This is a genomic window from Viridibacillus sp. KH_047, assembly GCF_057838945.1.
Genome location: NZ_CM174479.1, coordinates 1,051,700 through 1,074,615, shown reverse-complemented (window position 1 = coordinate 1,074,615; position 22,916 = coordinate 1,051,700). Strand labels below are relative to the sequence as shown.

Sequence of the window (22,916 nt, the reverse complement as noted above, 5' to 3'; positions counted from 1 at the left end):
CTTACTCCTTTATTTTTAACTTTATCGCGTAAAAAAAGACGATTTCGCATCTATTAGTTTACCATACAGATACGAAAACGCCTCCTAAACAAATTTCATTAATATGATAATCCAGGACTAGAAGATTGTGCTTCTTCTGCTATTTTTTGCATTCGGTTTTTTTCTTCTAATTGGTGCCTTTTCACTTCATTTTGCACATCATTTTCAATTCCGAAAATTTGTTGGAATAGCTGTAATTGTTCATTTGCTTTTGTTGAACTAGCTATTTCCTTAGCTTGCAAAATTGGTTCTTTTAATAATTGATTAATAATTGATTTCGTATGCTTACTTAACACTTTTTTCTCACGATCCGTTAAATCAGGCATTTTGTTTTCGATACTTTGCATTGTTTCCTCTTGAATTGTTGCTGCTTTTTTACGAAGCGCGGCAATTACAGGTACTACACCAAGTGTTGATAACCAGTCTTGGAATTCATGAATTTCAGTGTCGATCATAGACGAAATTTGCTTAGCAGCACGTTCACGTTCAGCAAGGTTTGCCTCAACTATGCCTTGTAAGTCATCAATATCATATAGGAAGACATTTGGTAAATCACCAATACGTGGATCTAAGTCACGCGGTACAGCGATATCTACCATAAATAATGGTCTCCCTTTTCTTAAACGTTCAACAAATTGCATTAATTCAAAATCAATAACATAGTCTGTCGCACCAGTTGAACTGATTAAAATATCAGCTTCAAGAAGTGTACATTGAAGCTCTTGCATTGACTTTGCTGTTCCTTCAAACTTTGAAGCAAGTAACTCAGCTTTTTCAAATGTACGGTTAATCACCGTTACTTTTCCAACACCACTACCATACAAATTTTGAGTCGCTAATTCACCCATTTTACCTGCACCTAAAATAGCAACATGTTTTTGTTGTAATGATCCGAAGATTTTCTTAGCTAGTTCTACAGCTGCATAAGAAACAGACACTGCATTTTCGCCTATAGCTGTTTCACCATGCGCGCGTTTTGCGAATGTAATAGCTTGCTTAAATAGTTTATTGTAAACGGTACCAGTTGCACCGATTTCTTGTCCATTTAAGAAGCTTGTACGCACTTGTCCAAGGATTTGTGTTTCTCCAAGTACCATTGAATCTATCCCAGCAGTGACGCGGAACAAATGCTCCATCGACAGTTCATCTTCACGAATATATAAATGAGCAGAAAAAGTTTCAACAGGAACTTTAAACCAATCTGCTAGGAATTGTTTTATATAGTGACGTCCGGTATGCAAGTGATCGACTACAGCATACACTTCTGTTCGGTTACATGTAGAAACAATTACATTCTCTAATATGCTTTTTTCACTTTGAAGAGCTCTCATAGCATTCGGTATTTCACTCTCAATAAATGAGAATTTTTCACGAATCTCTACTGGAGCTGTCTTATAATTCAAGCCTACTACGATGGTATGCATGAAATCATACACCTCTCACGTTCATCTAATTCACGATTTCTATTATAGCATAAATGTCCGTCACAGCTAGTTTTAATTTTGAACGGCATATGAATGATAATAGTACTCGCCTTATTTAGAATTATTATAATGTAAGTGTATCAAAAAATTTGTCGAACAACAACCATATTGCTTTATATAGTATTTTTCCCAATTGAGCAAATAACTATTCAATACATAATAAAAGAGCGCTAGCAACTATCGCTCGCGCTCTTCCTATGAAACTGTTACATTCTTTTTTCGATTTCTGCCCAAGCTTGGTCCATGCCCATGCTTTTTTCAGAAGAAAATAAAATAAGCGGATCATTTGGATCCATATCCAATTCATCTTTCACCACTTTTTTATGCTTTTCCCATTTACCTTTTACAATTTTATCAGCTTTCGTTGCAACTACGATACATGGGATATTGTAATGCTTCAAAAAATCATACATCATACAGTCATCAACTGTAGGTTTATGACGAATATCTATAATTAACACAACCGCTTTTAATAATGATCGGCTTGTGAAATATTGTTCGATCATTCGCCCCCAAGCTTCACGCTCAGATTTTGAAACTTTCGCGTAACCATAACCTGGAACATCCACAAAGAACAATTGCTCTTCAATTTTATAAAAATTTAGTGTTTGTGTTTTCCCTGGTTTAGATGAAATACGCGCCATACTTTTACGTCCAATCATTCGATTGATAAAAGATGACTTTCCTACATTCGATCTTCCTGCCAAAGCGAACTCTGGCAGACCATCCTCTGGATATTGTGCTGGTCGTACTGCACTAATGACCATTTCTACATTATTAACTTTCATATTTCTCCTCCGTCTAACGCTATTTCCAGTACTTCATCTGCGTTTGACACTATCTTAAATGAAAGCTGTTCACGAACACTATCTGGTATATCATCAATATCGCGTTCATTGTCTTTCGGTAAAATAATTGTCGTTAAGCCTGCACGATGCGCCCCTAACGTTTTTTCTTTCAAACCACCAATTGGTAATACTCGTCCACGCAACGTCACTTCACCTGTCATACCTACTTCTCGTCGGATTGGACGTTTCGTAATCGCAGATGTGATAGCTGTAACCATTGTAATCCCCGCTGATGGACCATCTTTTGGTACGGCACCTTCTGGCACGTGAATGTGAATATCATGTTTATCGAAGAATTCTGGGTCGATATTCAGATCCTCTGATTTTGAACGGACATAAGATAAGGCCGTTTGAGCAGATTCCTTCATCACGTCTCCAAGCTTACCAGTTAACTGCAATTTGCCTTTACCAGGAGTTAATGACACTTCAATCTGTAAAGTATCGCCACCAACAGTTGTATACGCTAATCCAGTTGCCACACCTATTTGGTTTTCTGTTTCAGCTTGCCCGTAATGGAAACGATGTTTTCCAAGAATATCTTCAAGATTCTTAGCCGCCATTACTACACGTTTTTTATCTCCTGCAACAATTTGCATCGCTGCTTTACGACATAATGTTGCAATTTGACGTTCTAAACCTCGAACACCTGCTTCGCGCGTATAATATCGAATTAAATCAATAATAGCATCATCACGAATTTGCAATTGTGCCTTTGATAAACCATGCTCTTTCAGTTGTTTCGGAATAAGATGTTTTTTCGAAATTTCATGCTTTTCTTGCTCTGTATAGCCCGCGATTGTAATGATCTCCATACGATCAAGCAATGGACCAGGAATCGTACTTAAATCATTCGCTGTCGCAACAAATAATACATTTGATAAATCATATGTTTCTTCAATGTAATGATCACTAAACGAATTATTTTGCTCTGGGTCTAATACTTCAAGCATAGCAGCAGAAGGATCTCCTCGGAAATCATTCGACATCTTATCGATTTCATCAAGTAAAAATACAGGGTTTACTGTACTTGCCTTTTTCATACCTTGTATGATACGTCCTGGCATTGCGCCCACGTAAGTTCTTCTATGTCCACGAATTTCAGACTCATCACGTACACCACCAAGTGAAATACGGACAAATTTACGATTTAAAGCTTCTGCAATCGATTTTGCCAAAGAAGTTTTACCTACTCCAGGAGGTCCTGCCAAACATAAAATAGGACCACGTAAAGATTTTTTTAATTGACGAACTGATAAATATTCAAGAATTCGTTCCTTGACCTTATCAAGTCCTTCATGATCACGATTTAAAACTTTTTCTGCCACTTTAATATCATGTCTATCTTCGGTTTTTTCCTTCCAAGGTAAAGCAACAAGCCAATCAATATAACTGCGGATAACGCCACTTTCAGCTGCTGCTGCAGGCAATTTTTCGTAACGATCCAATTCTTTAAACGCCACTTTTAATGTGGATTCAGGCATTCCTGACTCTTGGATTTTCTTTTTCAGCTCAGATACTTCACCTGTTTTACCTTCACGATCGCCAAGTTCCGTTTGAATAGCCTTCATTTGTTCACGTAAATAGAATTCCTTTTGCGCTTTTTCCATCGCTCGTTTTACTTTAGAGCTAATCTTTTTCTCAAGATTCAATACTTCTTGCTCATCATGTAAACGTTGGATTAATATTTCCAAACGTTCCTTTACGTCGATGATTTTAAGAATCTCTTGTTTACCATTAATTTTCAACGGCAAATAAGAAGCAACCATATCTGCAAAGCGTCCTGGTTCTTCAATATCAGCAACAGTATCATATGTTTCTGTAGTTACTTTACTCGAAGCTTTCGAGTACTTTTCAAAATAAGATAGAAGAGTGCGCATTAAGGCTTCTGTTTCAGCATCTACAGTTTTTGAATCTTCGAAGTTTTCTATTTCTACAACTGCAAATTCTTCTCCATCGCGATAATCAACGACTTTTGCACGATTTAATCCTTCAACTAGGACACGAATTGTTCCATTTGGTAACTTTAGCATTTGTTTTACATATGCGACTGTACCGACTGTATATAAATCATCCGGCGTAGGATTTTCAATGCTCATCTCTTTTTGAGTGACTAAGAAGATAAGATTATCTTCCAACATTGCATGTTCAAGAGCTGCTACAGAGCGCTCACGACCTACATCGATATGTAATACCATTGTGGGATAAACGAGTAAACCTCTTAAAGGTAATAATGGGATATCTTTCGTTCTCTTTACTTCAGTCATGCGGGTGATCACCTCCATTAGATTTTGTCCGATTTACCCGCAAATCAAACATTATTAATTACAGAAATGATTACCATTTCAATTTTACTCTTCATAAGTGATTATCGACTGAATTTTATTTTAAAAAAAGCCAGCTTTCGAGTAGTGCTGATTGGCACTTTTTCGAAGCCAGCTTTTCAATCAGTTATTAAGCAGATGTTTTTTCGCTGTCTGATTTCAACTCAGTTCCATCTTCAAGTAGAAGTTTTGGACGAGCTTTTTCTGTAATCGTTTCTTTCGTAATGATACATTTTGCAATATCATCGCGAGAAGGTAGTTCAAACATAACATCTAACATAATGTTTTCAATAATTGAGCGTAAACCACGAGCACCTGTTTTACGTTCGATTGCTTCTTTAGCAATTTCCAATAATGCATCTTGATCGAACTCAAGTTCAACATCATCAAGAGCTAGCATTTTTTGATATTGTTTAGAAAGCGCGTTTTTAGGCTCAGTTAAAATTTGAACAAGCGTTTCAGCATCTAGCTGTTCTAGACTTGCTAATACCGGAAGACGACCAATAAATTCAGGAATTAAACCAAATTTCAATAGATCTTCTGGGATTAAATACTTCATCAAGTTATTATCTTCAGGTTCGTCTTTCTTACCATTCGAACCGAAGCCAATTACTTTTTGGCCTAAACGACGCTTTATGATAGATTCAATTCCGTCGAATGCTCCACCAACAATGAATAAGATATTAGTTGTATCGATTTGGATAAATTCTTGATGTGGGTGTTTACGTCCACCTTGTGGAGGAACACTAGCAACTGTGCCTTCTAAAATTTTCAGAAGCGCTTGTTGTACACCTTCACCAGATACATCACGTGTAATCGATGGGTTTTCTGATTTACGGGCTACTTTATCGATTTCATCAATATAAATAATCCCTTTTTCAGCACGTTCGATATCATAATCTGCTGATTGGATTAGTTTAAGTAGAATGTTCTCAACATCTTCACCTACATAACCAGCTTCAGTTAAAGATGTAGCATCCGCAATAGCAAACGGTACATCAATAATACGCGCTAATGTTTGGGCTAGTAATGTTTTACCGCTACCAGTTGGTCCGATTAAAACGATATTTGATTTTGAAAGTTCTACATCGTCAATTACACTGTTTGAGTTTACACGTTTATAGTGATTATACACTGCAACAGATAGGGCTTTTTTTGCACGCTCTTGACCGATGACATAATCATCCAAAATTGCAAGAATCTCTTTCGGTTTCGGAATATCTTTTAGTTCTACTTCTTCTTCTGTACCTAGTTCTTCAACTACGATTTCAGAACACAACTCGATACATTCATCACAAATATATACACCTGGTCCTGCAACCAGTTTACGAACTTGTTCTTGTGGTTTGCCACAGAATGAGCATTTTAAGTTGCCTTTTTCGTCATTAAATTTGAACAATTATTTCACCCCTATTCAAACAATAATGTTACAAGATTACGTTAACATTATCAAATATAATGATTTTGTATAGCTTGTAACACTTTGCTTTCTGATTCTCTCTATGTATTCAAAGTGCTAATTATGTATGTGATAAAACAAGGTACGCTAAAAACCACGTACCTTGTCCTATCAATTCATGGTGCTATTTAAATATTACTCAGTAATTTTTGCGTTATCAGCTATGAACTCAACTGTTTTTTGGATTTTGATATCATGTTCTAAAACATGAGTACCACCTAAAGCAGTTTTAATTTGTTCTGCATCCATACCGAATTGTGCAGACATTTTTTCTAATTCAGCAGTTAAATCTTCTTCAGTTACTTCGATTTTTTCTGCTTCAGCAATTGCTTCTAAAACTAATGATACACGAACGCGGCTTTCAGCGTCAGTTTTCATTTGTCCACGAAGAGCTGCTTCGTCTTGACCTGAGAATTGGTAGTAAAGATCAAGATTCATACCTTGCATTTGAAGGCGTTGAGTGAATTCTTGCATCATACGATCAATTTCAGTGTTAATCATAGCTTCTGGAATATCCATTGAAGCGTTAGTTGCTGCTTTTTCTACTAGTTCATCACGTAGAGCTGTTTCAGAAGCAGTTGCTTTTTCAGCTGCAGTTTTTTCTTTTAGTTTAGTGCGTAGAGCATCTAAACCTTCAACTTCGCTATCGATTTCTTTTGCAAGATCATCGTTTAGCTCAGGAAGTTCTTTACCTTTAACTTCGTTAATAGTTACTTTGAAAGTAGCTTTTTTACCAGCTAACTCAGCTGCATGGTATTCTTCTGGGAAAGTTACTTCAACTTCTTTAGCTTCGCCAGATTTAGCACCTACTAATTGTTCTTCAAATCCTGGAATGAATGAACCAGAACCGATTTCAAGTGAGTAGTTGTCGCCTTTTCCGCCTTCGAATGCTTCGCCATCGACGAAACCTTCGAAATCGATTACTGCAGTATCACCAGTTACGATTGCTTGATCTTCTTTAACAACTAGCTCAGCTAGACGTTCTTGTTGTTCTTTTAATTGAGCTTCAATTTCTTCATCAGTTACAGCAGTGTCTTGTTTAGTCACTTCTAAACCTTTATAGTCACCAAGAGTTACTTCTGGGCGAACAGTTACTTTCGCTGTGAATGTGAACGCTTCGTTTTTATTGATTGCTTCGAAGTCGATTTCTGGTTGATCAACTGGTTCTACTCCAGCTTCATCAAGAGCTAATGGATAGTTACCATTTACTAAGATTTCTAATGCATCTTGGTATAATGATTCAACACCAAAGCGTTGTTCGAACATTTGACGAGGCATTTTACCTTTACGGAAGCCCGGTACGTTAATTTGTTTTACTACTTTTTTGAAAGCTTGATCTAAAGCTTCATTTACTTTTTCAGCAGATACTTCTACTGTTAATAATCCAGTATTTCCTTCTTGTTTTTCCCATTTTACTGACATTTATTCTACCTCCAAAAATAATTTCAAATGTTAGACAATTCATTCGTTTTTACGATTTTGACAACCATTTTAGTATATCATAGATAGCTATACTTTCAACTTATTTCATACGTCAGGCAGTTCAGAAAGTTGCTCAAGCTTGTGGAAAAAGTCCATCAAGTCATAATCAGTTTCCTTTACTTCTCCGAACATTGCATGTACAAAATCTACGTAGCCATCCGCTATTTCCCTAACTTCATAATCGAACCATTCAAATGGATAAGTTACGACAATATGTCGTTGTATCAAATATTGTACCATATCTAATGCCGATGGTTCTTGCTGTAGCTTATCTTCAACAATTGCCAAGACTGCTTTTGTTACTGGTAAGGCAGATGGTTCTGCTAACTCAGATGGATTAACCGTACACTGAACATTGAATTTTGTAACCTTCACTGTTGTATCAACTTGTTGATTTACTAGCAATAACAATGCCTCACTTTGAAGTAAGGGATGGATTCGGTCATCTTCGATAATGGCTACAATTTCCTCTTTTATATGACGAATATTAACCTGTCGAATACTCTGCAATACTTGAAACTGTTTCATATAAGATAAAGAGAAAAAATGATTTGGTTGTAACTCTGTACTATCAATCTTCAGATCGACAACCGGCTCATCTGTCTGAATTAGATTCTCTGCTATACGTGCATTAAGTTCTTGCAAGCGAATAAACTTAGGAATTGATTCCTCAGGAATGACTTGTTCTTCAAGTAACGATCTGATTAATTCCTCTACCTGATTGAACTCTTTCAATTCCATGCAGACAGTGAGATATAACTCCATCGCTTCTATGTATTTATGAGGACCTATCGCGAGTAATTTCTCACATGCCTCTTTCGCTTTTTCAAAATTTCGTATTTCATATAAGGAGAAAGCATATACACTAAGCGTACTTTCATCGCCTTCAGTATACTGCAATGCTTCACTAAGAGCTTGCACAGCTAAGTCATATTGATAATGCTCTGCAAAGTGATGTCCATCAGCTATTAGTTTATTTATAGTTCCAGGAAACACAATGACATTATCTTGTTTTAAAATATTGTGTCGTTTTTTTCGCAAGTGTGCTCACTCTCCCACTCTATTTTATCATAATTTGCATATAGACAAAAACATTTTACACACCCTTATATCCTACTAGATAGTGAAAGATTGAAACGACAAGTTCAATAAAAGGGATTCACTTCCAATGTATATATAGGTAGAAACTCTACGTATCACTGAGTAAGAAAGGTGACTTTCTCCCATTATAACCGTCTTCTTTGCTATATAACCGAAGATTCTCCCCAAGGTATACCTACCTAGGATTAATCGGCTGCAAAATGCTGCTCAACTGACTGTAAAAAGCGTTGTATCGCTATTGGTAAGTGACGATTTTTCATATATGCTAGATAGACCGTTCTTTCAAGGGTAGGGTGAACAATCGGTCTTTGAACAACTGTCTCATCAATTGGTTCCATAACATAATTTTCAGGGACAATTGTAACCCCTAAATTATTTCTTACTAAAGAAACTGCTGTTTCAATACGCTCTATCTCAAATTGAATGTTTAACTTTAATTGCTCAACTTTGAAGGCATTTATAATATCTACTCGTGTTTGAAAACCTTCTGTACTAACAATGAATGATTCATGCTCTAAATCAGCTAAACTCAAATTAGCTTTTTTTGTTAGTGGATGTCCTTGAGGCAACACAGCTACTAATCGTTCCTTATAAAGTGGAATCGATTCAATATCCTCATCATAAATCAATTGATTCGTAATGATTGCATGTGATTTATATGTTTGAAGAGAGTGCTTAACATGCTCATCACTTAGCACATCAAAAAGCTTAAATACCATTGCTGGATAGCTTTGTTTATAGGTATAAATTAAATTTGGCAACCAAGTCTTTAGTGATTCAATAATACCCAGTACAATTTCACCTTTTCCTCCAGCTATTACTTCCTTCATTTCTTTATTCATGATATCCATTTGAGATAACATGATAGTAGCTCTTGTATATAGCAATTCACCGGCATCCGTTAATACAAATTTCCGAGTACTTCTTTCAAGTAAAGGTGCTCCAACTTCATGTTCTAGCTTCTTTACTGCATTACTTAAAGAAGGTTGCGAAATATGTAGTTTTTCAGCTGCTTTAGAATAACTTTTATTATTTACAATTGTGATGAAATAATATAATCGTTTTAAATCCATACTAATTATCTCTCTCCACTTATAGTTTTTAACTATTATTTTATAATAATTATATATTAGAAATTATAATTAATGAAATATATAATTATTATACAATCAATTTTCATTATTCTAAACGTTGAGGTGAAATATATGTATACAAAGATTACTAAAAAACAATGGCAAGGACGTTTAGACCATCCGACAAACAGAGTAAGTTTTCGATATCATCAAGTGGTTGAACCAATTAATATTCAGGAAATTAAGGAAAGTACAACTCCGACTTCAACTATTATTGGCTTTGAATGCGAAGAAGGCGTAAGAAGAAATCAAGGTCGTCTTGGCGCAGCTGCTGCTCCTAATGCTATTAGATCCTCATTATCAAGTTTGCCTTGGGTACTGCCAACTGAAAATAAATTACAGGATGCTGGTAATATTGCATGTAAAGGTACACATCTTGAAGAAGCTCAAATTGAATTAGGGAAAGCTGTCACTAATATTTTGAATTCTAAATCTAAGTGTATCGTGCTCGGAGGAGGTCACGAAACTCTATATGGTCATTATTTAGGCATTAGAGAAGCGATTGGACTAGATAAAAAACTCGGTATAATCAATATTGATGCGCATTTTGACTTACGCTCATATGAAGTTGAGCCATCATCTGGTACGATGTTCCGACAAATTTTAGAACAAGATACGAATGCTAGCTATTTTGTACTTGGTATTCAACGTTATGGCAATACAATGGAATTATTCGAAAAAGCTGATGAACTTGGTGTCCACTACATTTATGAAGATGAATTAATTACTGACACATCTCAACTTTATAAAAGTGAGTTACAAGAATTTATGGATAACCATGACGCAGTGTTGCTAACACTATGTACGGATGTATTGAACGCTGCATTTGCACCTGGTGTTAGTGCACCTTCTCCATTTGGCTTATCTCCACAAATTGTACGTTCTATAATTCAATTTGTGACAAGTCATGATAAAACGGTGTCATTTGATATTTGTGAAGTAAATCCATCGTTAGACGAAAGGGGAAGAACAACAAAATTAGGAGCGTATTTCGTCAACGAAGCGATAGTTTCTTTTAAAAAGGGGTATGGTAGATGTTAGAAATAAATCAAATTACAACTGTCTTTTTAGCGGTTGCACTATTAACTTTAGGTAGTTTCCTCATTAAAAAAATAGGTATTTTACAACGTTTTTGTATACCTGCACCTGTTGTTGGTGGCTTAATTTTCGCAGCACTTACAACTATTTTACAGGCAACAGGCATTTTAGAAATTTCACTAGATACTTCTTTACAAAGTTTATTTATGGTTACTTTTTTCACGACAGTTGGTTTAGGTGCTAGCTTTAAATTAATAAAGCTTGGCGGGAAAATTTTAATCGTTTATTGGCTAGCTTGTGGCTTTTTAGCGCTTATGCAAAATGTAATCGGTGTCTCACTTGCATCATTATTTGGCATCGATCCTCTAATCGGCATGATGGCTGGAGCTGTATCAATGGAAGGTGGACATGGTTCTGCTGCTGCGTTCGGACAAACATTAGAGGATCTTGGAATTTCCTCAGCGTTGACTATTGGCGCTGCTGCTGCAACATGTGGTCTGGTAGCAGGTGGTATCATCGGTGGTCCGATTGTAAAATATCTAATCACTAAACACGACTTGAAACCTGCAGATGAAGAGGAAGTTGCTAGCCATGAGGATGATGACTATCCAATTACTTCTGAATCTTTTTTATTCCAAGTGTTTATCATTACATTCTGTATGTCAGCCGGTACATATCTGGGAACACTATTCTCAGAAGCTACAGGTTTTGTACTTCCTGGGTATGTTGGCGCTATGTTTGCCGCTGTCATTGTACGAAATGTATTAGACAAAATAAAACCACACTCTGTACATATGAAGAGTGTTAACTTAATCGGTGACGTAGCATTAGGAGTCTTCCTATCAATGGCATTAATGAGTGTTAAACTTTGGGAAATTGCAGATTTAGCATTACCATTATTTGCAATAGTATTTGTTCAAGTATTATTTATCGTCGTATTTAGCATCTTCGTGTTATTCCGCATCCTTGGAAAAAACTACGATGCTGCTGTTATGGTTGCAGGTTTTGCCGGACATGGACTAGGTGCAACACCAAATGCAATGGCCAATATGTCAGCCGTTGTAAACCGTTTCGGACCATCTCGCAAAGCATTTTTAATCGTACCAATCGTTGGCGCATTTTTAATTGATGTCTTTGCAATACCTATCATTATCACTACCATTAATCTATTCAAATAAAAACAACAGGACCGTTATCCACTTGGATGACGGTCCTGTTGTTTTACATTAGGCGGATGAAATTTAAAAAGAAGAGCTTCTAAAAAAAGCATAAAGGCACCTTACTTAGCGACCTAGTGAATTTCACTTTCTTTCGATGTTGTCCTTTATTCCCTATGTTTATTAAAAAATTCCTAGCCCTGTACACGAACAACATGCAAAGTATGATCAATGTCCTCCCCCATAACTCCCTAAACTATTAATAAAATTTTCATTATTACGTAATCTGTTTTTATTTTTATCAAAAAAGAATTCTACATTCGGTTGTGTAAAATCCATATAAGAAATAGCCATTAATCAAAAACCTCTATTCTTTAAATAATTCGCTTCATCGTATTTTATGCTAATAGTAACAATGCGTGACAAATGCCTATAAACAGAAAAGGAAATCCTTTAAATTAAGGATTCCCTTTAATCTTTCACTTTTATTTTCACACTCGTTGCCAGAAACGTTGAATAGTCATCGCTTCTATAAATTCCTTAGAGAAGGTTTGCGGATTTTGATCTACTAATACACCCGGCTTTCCTAAAATTCCAAGCGACTCTAAAATTGTCGCAGCCGCTTCTGAAGCACCAATTGGTTTGAAATGATTATACATATCTATTACAAATGACTTTGTTTTCCATAAGAAGTTTTCGTTTGCATTCGGACTTACTCCCACATACAAACCATCATAAAGTAAAGGCGAACCTGTTAAAAAACTTTGATCTACTTTTAATTCTATACCGTCAGTACCTTTCACTACACCTAATTCGTCATGAACAATGACTGGTTGAAGTCCAACTTTTTTCCACTGCTCTAATAAATAATTTGTTTCTTTACCATTGAATCCACCATCTAAGATAACTCCTACTTTTAGCGTTTTTGGTGAAAGTTTAGTATGAAATAGACTTAAAGCTGGAGATGACTTTTTCACCTGGGATTCTGGTACTTTCGGAACCTCTACACCTAATGCAGTAGCAACGACCGTCGCTAACTCTGTACTAATATGTCCTAGCATATTCACAACTTGTTGTCTTACAGAGACACTTTGTACCTTACCTAATTCAAAGCTAAAAGCTTGCATAATATGCTCTTTTTCCACCGGTGTCATGCTATTCCAAAACATGCGTGCTTGTGAGAAGTGATCTTCGAAACTTTCCGCTGTCTCTCTCATTTTCCTTCCATCTACTAATGAAGGATAAGTGACAAAACCACCTTTTGAACCTGGCACTGTGTAAGGTGTATTATCTGCTAATGAGTTTTTATGGTAAGCAATTCGATCTTTGTCGATGATATAGCGAGAAGCACCATCACGCTGATTATTATTAAAAGGACAAACCGGACGATTAATCGGCAACTCTTGATGATTCGTTCCTACTCGATAAAACTGTGTATCAGAATAAGAAAATAGTCGACCTTGCAATAGTGGATCATTAGTAAAGTCAATACCTCGAACAATATTTCCAGGATGCAAAGCGACTTGCTCAGTTTCAGCAAATACATTATCAACATTTCGATTCAAGGTAATTTTCCCAATCATTCTAATTGGTATATCTTCTTCTGGCCATAATTTAGTGGAGTCTAATATATCAAAATCAAATTTAAATTCATCTTCCTCTTCCAACACTTGAATACCAAGTTCATATTCCGCAAAATTACCTTGTTCTATATTTTCCCATAGATCTCTTCTATGATAGTCTGCATCTGCCCCACCTAACTTCTGTGCCTCATCCCAAATGAGTGAGCGCAAGCCTAGTACTGGCTTTATATGAAATTTCACAAAACGAGATTTACCATGCTTATTAACGAATCGGAATGCGTGCACGCCAAATCCTTGCATCATTCGGAAACTTCTAGGAATGGTTCTATCACTCATAATCCACATTGCCATATGAGCAGACTCCTGATTATTTGCTATGAAATCCCAGAATGTATCGTGCGCTGTCTGCCCTTGAGGAATTTCATTATTAGGCTCTGGTTTAACTGCATGAATTAGATCAGGGAACTTAATACTATCTTGGATGAAAAACACCGGAATGTTGTTGCCTACTAAATCGAAATTACCTTCTTCTGTATAAAATTTCGTTGCAAAACCACGAACATCTCGATTCGTTTCATTTACTCCTCTAGAACCTGCCACTTGTGAAAAACGTATGAATAATGGCGTTTTGACAGCAGGATCATTAAGGAATTTAGCCATTGTTAATTCTTCAAGTGACTCATACAATTCAAATTCACCATACGCTCCGTATCCACGTGCATGCACAACTCTTTCCGGAATGCGTTCTCGATCAAAATGAGACATCTTTTCACGGAAAAGGAAATCTTCAATTAGTGTCGGACCTCTGTCCCCCGCTTTTAACGAGTCTTCATCATTGGAGACTTTCGCGCCTTCATTTGACGTCATGATTTTCCCTTTGTTTTCACGGACAAACTGCTGGAGTTGCTGTTCTTTCTTATCCATCTTGTCGTTATTATTTTTCAAAAAACCACCTCATCCATACTCTATGCACGTGTTTTTTTCATTAGTAGTAAAACTAGATAAAAATAAAATACACACAAAAGCACCTTCTAAAGGATTAAAAACTGCTTTAGAAGGTGCCTTTGTTATAATTCTTTTGCCATAGTAGTTACTATTTTATCAATGGCTGGAATGGTGTCTTCCTTATTTTGTACAAGGACGCTAAAAATGTACCACTCACCGCTATCTGCTTGCACATATCCGCTTAGTGTATTGACTGCATTGAGAGAACCTGTTTTTGCAATAACCTTGCCAGCTGTTAATGGGTCTTTAAAACGATTACGCAACGAACCTCCTACCATTCGTTCAGCATTTGCCGCTACAGGTAAACTAGTATAATACGTTTGGTACCAGCTTTTCTCTTTTTGAACTTTGTAAAGCATATCCGTTAATGCATTGCTAGATACACTATTCTTATGAGACATGCCTGAACCATCTTCAAAGTCCCATGCTTTCATATCAAGTTTCAATGATTTGCCGTACGATTTTACAACTTTTAAACCAGCTTTTGTGCTTCCATCACGCTTTTCAACTTGCCCCATTGTTTTCACTAAAATATCGGCAATCCCATTATTACTAAGTTTCATATATGGAATCATAATCTCTTTTATTGGCATTGATCTTTTTTCAACCAGCAAAGTAGCCTTTTTAGGCGTCTTCATTACTTTAAGCGTATGACCATTTATAAATTGGATGCCAGCTTCTTCTAATACTGATTGAAACAAAGATAGTGTGTGTATGGTCGGATTTTTTACTGTAATCCACTCTCGCCCCGTTTTACCTATTGGCAAATTTCCACTAATGACAATTTGATTGGATTTGTATAATCTCGTAATATCCAATGTGTTCTCATCAGTTTCTTTAACTGTCTTTGCTTTATTTATTATTTCCATTTCACCAATATAAGGTGTGACTTTAACAGTAGGTGGTGTATCCACTGACTCAGTCGACACATCCACGATAACAGTTCCCGTATCATAGTCAGTATTAGGTGAAGTTGTTAATGCTGTTATCGGAGCTGCGTAATAATACGGTTCATCATCCCATACAATACCTGGTGTTAGTAATTCACTATCAAACCACGTATCATCACCAATCAAATGTCCATCCACAGTATGGACACCTTTAGCTTTCAACTTCCCTGCAAACTGTTCCAAATCTTCTTTCATTAAAGTCGGGTCCCCTTCACCCCTTATGTACAGATCCCCCTTTAAAAAACCATTTGTAATCTTACCGTTCGTAAACAATTGTGTTTTAAACTGATAATTATTTCCAAGTACATCTAAAGCGGCTGCTGAAGTCAACAATTTCATATTTGATGCTGGTTTGATAGCTTGACCACCTTGGTATGAATAGATCAAACGCCCAGAGTTCTTTTGCCGGACGGAAATACTCACTTCTGCGCCGTCAAGCTGTTCCTTTACAATCTTTTCAATATCTTCTCTTAATAGATTTAAATCCTGAGTACCAGCATCAATCGTCTGGCCGAATAATAAAAAACTAACCATGAGCATGAATACTTTCACAAATAAAGAAAGCCTGCTTTGCATACTTATCCCCCTTTTCTACAATGTAAAATTTTTGTGAATTTCGTAATGGTCCACTAGTATATGCTGTATTTTCTTCGTCAATTCTCACTTTTCTCCATGGTTCAAGCAGTTCACTCCAGTTTTATTATTCCCCAAAAAATGACCACATAAAAATCTATTTAAAATTAACTACTTTTTGCATTTCAAATCGCCAAGCATCAATAATCGCTTATTCTAAATGATTATTCTTGTCACTCAATCAAATTAGGGTTTTCATCTAATATTGAGGTGTATTGCCTAATATCGCCATACTTAGCTCCGGGATCCAAAGTTTTATACCGCTCAAATTTTTGCAAACGCTCTTGCTCATTGGCCCATCCTAAATGCTTTAAACGTAACTGGCTAATACTGTTCGGCAAATTATATATGTTTTGAGGATAACGACCTCATTGCTGAGGAGTGTCTTTCCAAGTATAGTCAAAGCCTTTACGATTTCTAACTAAAAAAGGTCGATAATATAGATGAGCCTTCCAATATTCATCTTCTCTATAATGAGTCAAATTCCAAAAGTCATATAATCGAAAACTATAAAGATCGAATTCATCCTGCTCCAGCAGTTTATGCACTTCTTCTGCGAACTTATCCTCAAAAATTTCATCAGCATCTAGATTCAAAATCCAATCGGGATTCGTACTGATAGTCTCCTCCCATTGCTGTTTTCTAAGTTCAACTTCATTTCCAAATTTGGATTCTTCGTTTTTTACCATGCGAACAGGAATGTCCTTTAAAATCTCTAAACACACTGCTACACTATCATCAGTGCTCCCGTCGTCAATTATTACAGCTTCATCGATAAACTTCCGATGAGATTCAAGTGCCTGTTTGAGATAACGACCATTTTCATTTTTCACTATCATAGAAAGTGTTAGTTTTGGCTTTCCCTTAGTTACAACCTCTACTTGATTACCAGGTGTTTCCCAACTTTTTTTATAAGCTTCAACTTGCTCCAAATCTGATTCGCGATACAGATGCAAAGGAGGTACATGTGTATCTACATGCAAGGATAATCCTAGTGCACCAGCACTAATACAAAAATGACGATCTTCTCCCCAGAATGAGAGATTTTTAATCTGTTTAAAATTCACTCCTGCAAGAAGAGCTTTTCGACTGATTAAAGTGCACGCCCCTATGGATTTCTGATTAAGGGTAATACTTTTTAGAATTATTCTTAGCTAGTAAACAAAAAGGCTCCCTGCTCTAAAAGATGGTCGACCTCTACGATTTTCTCCATTGTTTAGACTCCACCTTTCCTGAGTAGGTAAAAAGCACACCCTATTGGATGTGCTTTTTATGATATTTTTTTGCTATTTCACTCTTAACACTTGTCCTAAATAAATCGTGTAGTTGCTATCAAGATTATTCCACGTTTTGATTTGATCAACTGTACTACCGTATTTTACACTCAATGAATAAACTGTATCACCTGAAACAACTGTATGATAAGTTGCAGAGTCCTTCTTTGGTAGATTAAAGCATTTAACTAAACCATTCACATGCCCACGAGCTACATTTGTAATCCACGTATCATTTTTCATCTTAGTAGCATCACTTAAAGTATCGATAAATCCATTCTCAGTTAATAGTGCAGGCATATTCGATTCGCGTAACACATGTAGATCTGATTGTTTTTTGCCACGGTCCGTTAACTGATTCACTTGCATAATTTCCAAGTGAATATTATTTTGATACGTTGTAGAGGGTGCCCCAACCCCTGGATACACATAACTTTCAAAACCAGTCCCACCACCAGCGTTAATATGAACTGAGAGGAAGAAATCAGCTCCCCATGCATTTGCCGCATTCGTACGATCCGTTAGACTTGGAAATGAGTCACCTGAGCGAGACATTAAAATCGATACATTATTATATTCCGCTGTAAGAATATCTCTAATCTTTGTCCCAATTTTTAGTGTAATGTCCTTTTCCTGAATTCCATTTCCCATAGCCCCTGAATCGCTCCCACCATGTCCTGGATCAATAAAGATTTTTACCATACTAACATCCCCTTTGTTTGTTATTAGTAAGTACTTACAACACAATAATATACGAACAAACGTTCTAAATCAAATACTTATTTTATTTTTCGCCATAAATGGTTAATAATGACTATTATTGAGTTATTTGCAAAATGGTTTGTTGACTTCGATTATTTCTGAATTTAAAGTTCCTCATTTTCATAAACAATGCATGGACAAGTTTCATGACTTGTTTAAAAAACATAAAATAACCAAGGGGAGGTTTGACAATGAAAGAAAATAATCATAATCGCAAACAACACTTTGAAAATGGTTTTGAATTACCAGAAAATCAGCCCGCCAAACTTCATGTAATCGGTGCTGCAATAGTAACGTTTGGTGAGGCTTTAATAACTATTGCTGCATTAGCAGAGTTGCAAGAATTAGAAGAAGAACAAAGATTGGGTCGCAAACAGTCACATTTGCACAAAGAACAATCAAGACAGTTAGAACAGATGCAAAAACAAATTGATCTTTTAACATATCAAATGTCACAAATGGACCGTAGAAAATAATAAAATAATTAATACATTCTACAATGCCAAACTAACTCTTTTTTCTATAGAGGTAAGGGTCTTGCTAGTAGAAATCTATTAGATCCTTCCTCAATGATTCTTTAGAAATGCTTGGCTCAATAAAATCATTGCAAGATTTTTTCTCCTTCAAAGTGTACTTCCAGTTAATAGGTACTTTCATCAAGACAAGCCTATCTGCTCTCATTTGCTATGTCCAAGCATCCTTAAAATCATAAAAAAAGAGAAGAAAAATTTCTTCTCCCTTTTCTCCATATAGGAAAACTTCTCGAAAAAAAAAACATTGATCTTTTCACTTTCATTTACAAGTTCATTCATTAGTTTAATTTCCTATCTAACTCATAATCGTTATATGCAAATAATAATCTTTCATCTCTCTGATTTTTAAGTCTGTTTTTCTTGCAAACAAAAAAATTCGACCCCATTCATCACGGAGGTTAATTTCATAATTTGGCCATCATAATTTTCCTGTGAGTAATTCGAAAAAGTAGACAGAAAAGCATCTTCTGTTAATTGTATACTCGCACATTCAAATCCAAAATAATAATTGATTATCTGATGTCGATAGACTCCCTTATCCACTTGAAGTTGTTGTACTCTGTTTGCAATCGCCTGCAGTTTATTTATGGTTAACAATTCTTTTTCATTTTGAACAATTTCAGAAGAATTATAAGGTGCCCGGTCATATACACCACATATTTCAAACACATCTGGACTCTGATTTATATCCCAACCAAGGACATCTCTTTCATTACCTTCCTCATCAAAGTACACTCCCCCATCTTCATACCCACCTGACTTGAACACTTTATACAATTTCCCGTTTATCGTATTTTCTTTAAATCCATATGAACGGTGTAGGTTATGGAAACGAACATAGTCGCCAACTTTAGCTTTTCGAGATACTTTGCATAATAGCTTCCCTTTGTGATGAATTATTTCATCCTCTTCTCCATGTATCTCTTTTTCTATAACATCCATATTTGCTAAAAGTTTAAATCGCTTCATACTACTACCTCCCAAATGTATTAGTTACAAGTGTTTATAAAAAGTTGCCAATTACGAATTGAGTAGCTCCATCTATTATCCCAATAAGGTTAGGTTAGTATGCTTCCTGCAATTCACTATTTCTATTAGTTGTATATTATCCGAATTTTCCCGGATTGTAAAACGATTAATTTCTAATTTTTTATTATATTTCCGATTATTCCCGGATTTTTAATTGCACATAATGGTATATTCGATTATGATTAATTTAACTATTTTAGGTAATTGGAGGAAATAATATGTTTGACAGGGATTTACCTCTCAAAAAGGAGATTGCCAAGAATATTAAAGAGCTACTGAAAATAAACGATTTAAATCAAATCAAACTTAGTGAGTTATCTGGTATATCAAAAAGTACTCTTTCTGATTATTTAAATTGTAAAACGCTCATTAATATTAGCAATGTAGAGAAAATGGCTACTGCCTTAAATGTTGAAAAATCAAGAATTGATCCTTCATTTTCAACTAAAAAAGAATTATCCATAAAAGAAAAAACGATTGAAACTATTGCAGCACATATAGATGATGATGTAACAGAAGAAGAAATGGAGGTTATTAAGAACTACATAGACTTTATAAAATCGCAACGTAAAAATTGAGGTGAATTTATGTTATACGAAACACTTATGTCTCAATATAAGCACTTAACATTCACAGAATCCTTGTTAATGCCAAAAGGGTTATCTGGACTTTATATAGACCATCAAATCATTATAAATAAACGATTAAGCCTTTACGAAAAACATTGTGTTTTAGCAGAAGAGATTGGGCATTATGAAACAACTTACGGAGACATTACGAATTTAGAAAGTGTTAGCAATCAAAAATTAGAACTTACAGCAAGAAGATGGGGATATGAAAAGATCGTTTCCTTAGACAAACTAATTGAATGCTATGTTGCTGATCAAAGAACTGAAGATGACATTTGCACGTACCTAGAAATAACCCCGCAATACTTATATTGCGCTATAGATAGGTATCGACAACGATATGGCTTATCGACCATTTATAATGGCTATCGTATATTTTTTGATCCTTTGAATATTGAAAGGGATTTTTTTTAACCGTAAAAAGAACATACGTTTCAATTCTTGATAACTGCACAAGAATTGTTTTTTGATACTGCACAAGAAATATCAAAAAAGAAAGAACAGTTACAAGTTAATGTAACTGTTCTCTTGTTAAAGACTATCTATTTCATTTATCACACATCTATTTTTGTTGATACAACCCACCGAATTCTTCAACAAGCTCACTAAATATCTTTAATGCATTTTCAATTGGTTCTGGTTTTGTGAGATCCACGCCGGTTTTCTTCAATAATTCAAGCGGATACTCGGAGCTACCGCTTTTTAGGAAGTTCAAGTAGTTTTCAAGAGTGCCCTCTTCACCAGATAAAATTCGATCTGCAATATCGATTGCAGATGCATAGCCAGTCGCATATTTGTATACATAGAAAGGACGATAGAAATGAGGAATACGTGACCAGCCGTACTTCACCTCTTCATCAAAAACAAGATCCTCGCCATTGTATTCACGGAAAATCTTTTCATAAACCGTATTAAAAGCTTCAGTATTTAATGGTTCATCATTTTCAGCTTTCTCATGGGTGATTTTCTCGAATTCACCAAACATGACCTGTGTGAAAAACGTACCTTTAAAGCTATCAATAAAATGATTTAAAAGGTATTTCTTCTTATTTTCATCGGTAGTTGTTTTTAATAGGTAGCGAATCAACAGAATTTCATTAACAGTTGAAGCAACCTCTGCAACGAAAATGGAGTATCCCGCACTAATTTGTGGCTGATATTTTGAACTATAAAAAGAATGCATCGCATGTCCGGATTCATGGGCAAGCGTAAATAAGCTATCTAAATCATCTCGATGATTAAGAAGTACAAATGGGTGTACACCGTATAAACCCATATTATAAGCTCCCGAACGTTTTCCAGGCGTTTCCCTTACATCGTAATAGCGATTTTTCTTGAAATCAGCAAGAGTAGATACATAATCGTCACCAAGCGGCTTAAGTGCTTCAAGCATGATTGAAAATGCTTCATCATAGGAAATCTCCTCTTTCGCCTCTTGGACGAGTGGCACGCTTAAATCATAAGCACGAAGCTCATCAACACCTAAGATTTGTTTACGAAGATTCATATAGTCATACATCGGCTGAATGTTTGCTTTTGTAGCTGCAATTAGATTTTCATAAACTTCGATCGGTACTTCATCTGAGAACAACGACTTCTCAAGGGCTGATGGATAATTCCTTGTTTTGGCAAGCGTCACGTTGTTTTTAATAGCTGATGACAATGTACTGGCGATTGTATTTTGCATTTGCACATATGGCTGATAATACGCTTTATATGCTTCTTTTCGTTTGTCGCGATTTGAGTCTTCCATCAATTTGCTGTACATACCACGAGTAAGCTCAACACTTTGCCCCTCATCGTTTGTAACGGTACCAAACTTGATATCGGCATTATTAATCATACCAAACGTCTTTTGCGGGGAAGAAAGCGCTTCTCCAAGCTGAGATAAAATCGCTTCTTGATCTTTATTCAGTACATGTGCCTTATATCGATATGACTCTAATAAATCATCTTCGAAATAGCGTAGCCCCTCAATCTCTTGTATGTAGGATTTCAGTTTATCTTCCTCAAGACTTAATAAAAACGGCATAAAAAATGAAGTGGCACTACTTATTTTTTGCCCTAATTGACTAGAGCGATCCACTAAAGCTTGTGATGTTGGTACTCTTGTGTCTAAGTCTAATTGAAGCATTGCATATGCATATAACTTCCTATACTTAGAGCCAAGCATCTCACTTAAAGTTAAATAATCGTAAAGTGACTGCGCATTATTGATGTTCCCATCAAATTGCTTTAGTTTTTCAGTATCCTTCAGAACTGATTGAAAATCTTGCTCCCATTCCTTCATATTCGGGTAAATATGTTGGAGATTCCATGTTTCTTCAACCTTCACATCTGCTCTTGATTGATATTGTGTCATTTTCAGTCCCCCTTTTTGAGTATTATCTCCATTATATATAAAACACACCAGATGGTATAACTTGAAGATTCTTTCATTTAATTCTTGCTTATAA

At 35.8% G+C, this 22,916-nt stretch carries 18 protein-coding genes; 5 read left to right on the top strand and 13 right to left on the bottom strand.

Features of this window, described 5'->3' with window-relative positions; translation table 11 throughout:
* Positions 1-98 precede the first annotated feature (98 nt).
* From hemA to AC3IS5_RS05335, 7 genes are all read right to left on the bottom strand, one after another.
* On the bottom strand, positions 99-1,463 hold the full coding sequence (hemA, locus tag AC3IS5_RS05365) for a glutamyl-tRNA reductase (RefSeq protein WP_489426882.1): 1,365 nt from the start codon (positions 1,461-1,463) through the stop codon (positions 99-101).
* A 266-nt stretch (positions 1,464-1,729) separates the two neighbouring features.
* A complete protein-coding gene (yihA, locus tag AC3IS5_RS05360; protein ID WP_193740603.1) occupies positions 1,730-2,311 on the bottom strand; it encodes a ribosome biogenesis GTP-binding protein YihA/YsxC in 582 nt (193 codons plus the stop codon).
* On the bottom strand, positions 2,308-4,635 hold the full coding sequence (lon, locus tag AC3IS5_RS05355) for an endopeptidase La (protein WP_489426881.1): 2,328 nt from the start codon (positions 4,633-4,635) through the stop codon (positions 2,308-2,310). Before lon ends, yihA begins: the two co-directional genes overlap by 4 nt.
* Before the next feature lie 187 nt (positions 4,636-4,822).
* Positions 4,823-6,091, bottom strand: a complete 1,269-nt coding sequence (gene clpX / locus AC3IS5_RS05350; RefSeq protein WP_489426880.1) for an ATP-dependent protease ATP-binding subunit ClpX — start codon at positions 6,089-6,091, stop codon at positions 4,823-4,825.
* Positions 6,092-6,286: 195 nt separating this feature from the next.
* The gene (tig, locus tag AC3IS5_RS05345) at positions 6,287-7,573 is read right to left on the bottom strand and encodes a trigger factor (protein WP_489426879.1); all 1,287 of its coding nucleotides are present in this window, start codon (positions 7,571-7,573) and stop codon (positions 6,287-6,289) included.
* A 105-nt stretch (positions 7,574-7,678) separates the two neighbouring features.
* A complete protein-coding gene (locus tag AC3IS5_RS05340) occupies positions 7,679-8,674 on the bottom strand; it encodes a tetratricopeptide repeat protein (RefSeq protein ID WP_489426878.1) in 996 nt (331 codons plus the stop codon).
* Between the two features lie 245 nt (positions 8,675-8,919).
* Positions 8,920-9,807: a LysR family transcriptional regulator gene (locus AC3IS5_RS05335; RefSeq protein WP_489426877.1), complete on the bottom strand. Its 888-nt coding sequence runs from the start codon at positions 9,805-9,807 to the stop codon at positions 8,920-8,922.
* Positions 9,808-9,939: 132 nt separating this feature from the next.
* Between AC3IS5_RS05335 and hutG the strand changes: the two genes are divergently transcribed.
* Together hutG and gltS are read left to right on the top strand one after the other, a co-directional pair.
* Positions 9,940-10,908 (top strand): formimidoylglutamase, encoded by a 969-nt coding sequence (hutG, locus tag AC3IS5_RS05330; RefSeq protein WP_489426876.1) that lies wholly within the window; start codon positions 9,940-9,942, stop codon positions 10,906-10,908.
* On the top strand, positions 10,902-12,083 hold the full coding sequence (gene gltS, locus AC3IS5_RS05325; RefSeq protein WP_489426875.1) for a sodium/glutamate symporter: 1,182 nt from the start codon (positions 10,902-10,904) through the stop codon (positions 12,081-12,083). Before hutG ends, gltS begins: the two co-directional genes overlap by 7 nt.
* A gap of 470 nt (positions 12,084-12,553) precedes the next feature.
* On the opposite strand, the gene AC3IS5_RS05320 is transcribed toward gltS, so the two are convergent.
* The 4 genes from AC3IS5_RS05320 to AC3IS5_RS05305 all read right to left on the bottom strand — a co-directional run bounded on the left by AC3IS5_RS05320 (position 12,554) and on the right by AC3IS5_RS05305 (position 18,209).
* The gene (locus AC3IS5_RS05320) at positions 12,554-14,569 is read right to left on the bottom strand and encodes a catalase (protein ID WP_489427819.1); all 2,016 of its coding nucleotides are present in this window, start codon (positions 14,567-14,569) and stop codon (positions 12,554-12,556) included.
* Between the two features lie 143 nt (positions 14,570-14,712).
* Positions 14,713-16,176 (bottom strand): D-alanyl-D-alanine carboxypeptidase/D-alanyl-D-alanine endopeptidase, encoded by a 1,464-nt coding sequence (dacB, locus tag AC3IS5_RS05315; RefSeq protein ID WP_489426874.1) that lies wholly within the window; start codon positions 16,174-16,176, stop codon positions 14,713-14,715.
* Between the two features lie 425 nt (positions 16,177-16,601).
* Positions 16,602-17,300 carry a glycosyltransferase gene (locus AC3IS5_RS05310; protein WP_489426873.1) on the bottom strand — a complete coding sequence of 233 codons (699 nt, stop codon included), beginning with the start codon at positions 17,298-17,300 and terminating at the stop codon, positions 16,602-16,604.
* A 219-nt stretch (positions 17,301-17,519) separates the two neighbouring features.
* Positions 17,520-18,209 carry an N-acetylmuramoyl-L-alanine amidase gene (locus AC3IS5_RS05305; protein WP_489426872.1) on the bottom strand — a complete coding sequence of 230 codons (690 nt, stop codon included), beginning with the start codon at positions 18,207-18,209 and terminating at the stop codon, positions 17,520-17,522.
* Positions 18,210-18,460: 251 nt separating this feature from the next.
* Between AC3IS5_RS05305 and AC3IS5_RS05300 the strand changes: the two genes are divergently transcribed.
* Complete coding sequence (locus tag AC3IS5_RS05300; RefSeq protein ID WP_489426871.1) at positions 18,461-18,745, top strand: hypothetical protein; 285 nt, start codon at positions 18,461-18,463, stop codon at positions 18,743-18,745.
* 402 nt (positions 18,746-19,147) lie between these two features.
* On the opposite strand, the gene AC3IS5_RS05295 is transcribed toward AC3IS5_RS05300, so the two are convergent.
* A complete protein-coding gene (locus AC3IS5_RS05295; RefSeq protein WP_489426870.1) occupies positions 19,148-19,771 on the bottom strand; it encodes a hypothetical protein in 624 nt (207 codons plus the stop codon).
* A 278-nt stretch (positions 19,772-20,049) separates the two neighbouring features.
* Between AC3IS5_RS05295 and AC3IS5_RS05290 the strand changes: the two genes are divergently transcribed.
* Both AC3IS5_RS05290 and AC3IS5_RS05285 read left to right on the top strand, forming a co-directional pair.
* The gene (locus AC3IS5_RS05290; protein WP_489426869.1) at positions 20,050-20,409 is read left to right on the top strand and encodes a helix-turn-helix domain-containing protein; all 360 of its coding nucleotides are present in this window, start codon (positions 20,050-20,052) and stop codon (positions 20,407-20,409) included.
* 9 nt (positions 20,410-20,418) lie between these two features.
* On the top strand, positions 20,419-20,874 hold the full coding sequence (locus AC3IS5_RS05285) for an ImmA/IrrE family metallo-endopeptidase (protein ID WP_489426868.1): 456 nt from the start codon (positions 20,419-20,421) through the stop codon (positions 20,872-20,874).
* 148 nt (positions 20,875-21,022) lie between these two features.
* Here the strand turns inward: AC3IS5_RS05285 and pepF are convergent, their stop codons facing one another.
* A complete protein-coding gene (gene pepF, locus AC3IS5_RS05280) occupies positions 21,023-22,822 on the bottom strand; it encodes an oligoendopeptidase F (protein ID WP_489426867.1) in 1,800 nt (599 codons plus the stop codon).
* Positions 22,823-22,916: the final 94 nt, after the last annotated feature.

What these genes read in the sequence shown, in the direction of transcription:
- AC3IS5_RS05335 (WP_489426877.1), bottom strand. Translation starts at nt 9,807, where the DNA reads ATGGATTTAAAACGATTATATTATTTCATCACAATTGTAAATAATAAA.
- lon (WP_489426881.1), bottom strand. Translation starts at nt 4,635, where the DNA reads ATGACTGAAGTAAAGAGAACGAAAGATATCCCATTATTACCTTTAAGA.
- AC3IS5_RS05305 (WP_489426872.1), bottom strand. Translation starts at nt 18,209, where the DNA reads ATGGTAAAAATCTTTATTGATCCAGGACATGGTGGGAGCGATTCAGGG.
- AC3IS5_RS05300 (WP_489426871.1), top strand. Translation starts at nt 18,461, where the DNA reads ATGAAAGAAAATAATCATAATCGCAAACAACACTTTGAAAATGGTTTT.
- dacB (WP_489426874.1), bottom strand. Translation starts at nt 16,176, where the DNA reads ATGCAAAGCAGGCTTTCTTTATTTGTGAAAGTATTCATGCTCATGGTT.
- gltS (WP_489426875.1), top strand. Translation starts at nt 10,902, where the DNA reads ATGTTAGAAATAAATCAAATTACAACTGTCTTTTTAGCGGTTGCACTA.
- yihA (WP_193740603.1), bottom strand. Translation starts at nt 2,311, where the DNA reads ATGAAAGTTAATAATGTAGAAATGGTCATTAGTGCAGTACGACCAGCA.
- hemA (WP_489426882.1), bottom strand. Translation starts at nt 1,463, where the DNA reads ATGCATACCATCGTAGTAGGCTTGAATTATAAGACAGCTCCAGTAGAG.
- tig (WP_489426879.1), bottom strand. Translation starts at nt 7,573, where the DNA reads ATGTCAGTAAAATGGGAAAAACAAGAAGGAAATACTGGATTATTAACA.
- AC3IS5_RS05290 (WP_489426869.1), top strand. Translation starts at nt 20,050, where the DNA reads ATGTTTGACAGGGATTTACCTCTCAAAAAGGAGATTGCCAAGAATATT.
- hutG (WP_489426876.1), top strand. Translation starts at nt 9,940, where the DNA reads ATGTATACAAAGATTACTAAAAAACAATGGCAAGGACGTTTAGACCAT.
- pepF (WP_489426867.1), bottom strand. Translation starts at nt 22,822, where the DNA reads ATGACACAATATCAATCAAGAGCAGATGTGAAGGTTGAAGAAACATGG.
- AC3IS5_RS05295 (WP_489426870.1), bottom strand. Translation starts at nt 19,771, where the DNA reads ATGAAGCGATTTAAACTTTTAGCAAATATGGATGTTATAGAAAAAGAG.
- AC3IS5_RS05320 (WP_489427819.1), bottom strand. Translation starts at nt 14,569, where the DNA reads ATGGATAAGAAAGAACAGCAACTCCAGCAGTTTGTCCGTGAAAACAAA.
- AC3IS5_RS05285 (WP_489426868.1), top strand. Translation starts at nt 20,419, where the DNA reads ATGTTATACGAAACACTTATGTCTCAATATAAGCACTTAACATTCACA.